The organism is Sinorhizobium sp. P24N7 (genome assembly GCF_042436655.1).
GTDB lineage: Bacteria > Pseudomonadota > Alphaproteobacteria > Rhizobiales > Rhizobiaceae > Sinorhizobium > Sinorhizobium meliloti_A.
This window is the reverse complement of the sequence record NZ_JBHMIW010000049.1, coordinates 1-1353: the sequence shown is the minus strand read 5'-3', so window position 1 is coordinate 1353 and position 1353 is coordinate 1. Positions and strand designations below refer to the sequence as shown.

Below are 1353 nucleotides of genomic sequence, written 5' to 3'. Positions count from 1 at the left end.
AAGTCGGGATGCCTCGTCCGGAGGCCGTGCATGCCTCGTATCCCCATGAACTTAGCGGCGGGATGCGGCAAAGGGTTATGATCGCCATGGCGCTCTCTTGCAACCCGTCTCTCCTGATCGCGGACGAGCCGACAACCGCGCTCGACGTGACGATACAGGCCCAAATCCTCGAACTGATGAAAGATCTGCGCAACGATCTGGGGATGACCATTGTGCTGATCACCCATGACCTCGGGGTGGTGGCGGAAATGGCCGACAGGGTCATCGTTATGTATGGCGGCCAGATTGTCGAACAAGGCGACACGCTTAGCCTGTTTCGCAATCCGAGCCACCCTTACACCCAAGGTTTGCTGAATAGCACGCCAAACATCCACGAGCTGAAAGACAAGCTGGAACCGATCAAGGGCACCGTACCGCCTCTCACCAACATGCCCGAAGGATGCAGGTTCCATCCGCGCTGCCCATACGCGTTCGAGGAATGCGTGAGAGCAGCGCCTGGTTGGGTGGAACTGCACAAGGACCATCAAATGCGCTGTTGGCTGCCCGAGAAAAAGGAAAGGCTGCTCCATGAACACGGCTGATCAAATACCCCTGCTGGAGCTCAAAGGACTCAAGAAATACTTCGATGTCTCGGGCGATTGGAATTGGTTCTCCACTGAGCCGCAATATCTCAAGGCGATTGATGGGATTGATCTGAAGGTCTATGCCGGAGAAACCCTCGGCATCGTCGGTGAATCGGGTTGCGGGAAGTCGACCACCGGAAACGTGATCGCGCAATTGCTCAAGCCTTCCGAGGGCGACGTCCTGTTTGAGGGTGAAAGCCTCTGCGATCTCGCGCCGCGGACGCTGCGCCAACGGCGCAAGGACTTCCAGGTGATCTTTCAGGATCCGTTCTCGTCACTCAATCCTCGCATGCGGGTATTGGACCTGATCGGCGAACCTCTTCGAGCCCACAAAATTGCCTCGGGCAAACAGCTTCGTGAACGCGTGATCGAATTGATGAACGCGGTTGGCCTCAGCCGATCCTTCATCGATCGCTTTCCTCACGAGTTTAGTGGAGGACAACGCCAGCGGATCGGGATCGCGAGAGCGCTCGCCCTACAGCCGAAGCTGATCATTTGCGACGAAGTGGTCTCGGCGCTCGACGTGTCCATTCAGGCGCAGATTCTGAACCTTCTTTCGAAGCTTCAGAAAGAATTCGATCTGACGTACATCTTTATCTCTCATGGCTTGCCGGCCATCAAGCACATCAGCGATCGTATCGCTGTCATGTATCTCGGCAGAATCGTCGAACTGGCGAGCAAAGAACAACTCTTTTCCCGGCCCCGCCACCCCTATACGGAAGCCTTGCTG

Annotated in this window: 2 protein-coding genes; both read left to right on the top strand. The window is 56.3% G+C overall.

The annotated features are described in order from the left end of the window. On the top strand, positions 1 to 581 hold a 581-nt coding region (locus tag ACFHWW_RS33780; protein WP_379943702.1), incomplete at its 5' end, for an ABC transporter ATP-binding protein. Continuing rightward, positions 568 to 1353, top strand: a 786-nt coding sequence (locus tag ACFHWW_RS33775; RefSeq protein ID WP_379943700.1) for an ABC transporter ATP-binding protein, incomplete at its 3' end; no start/stop codon positions are given. The genes ACFHWW_RS33780 and ACFHWW_RS33775, both read left to right, overlap by 14 nt.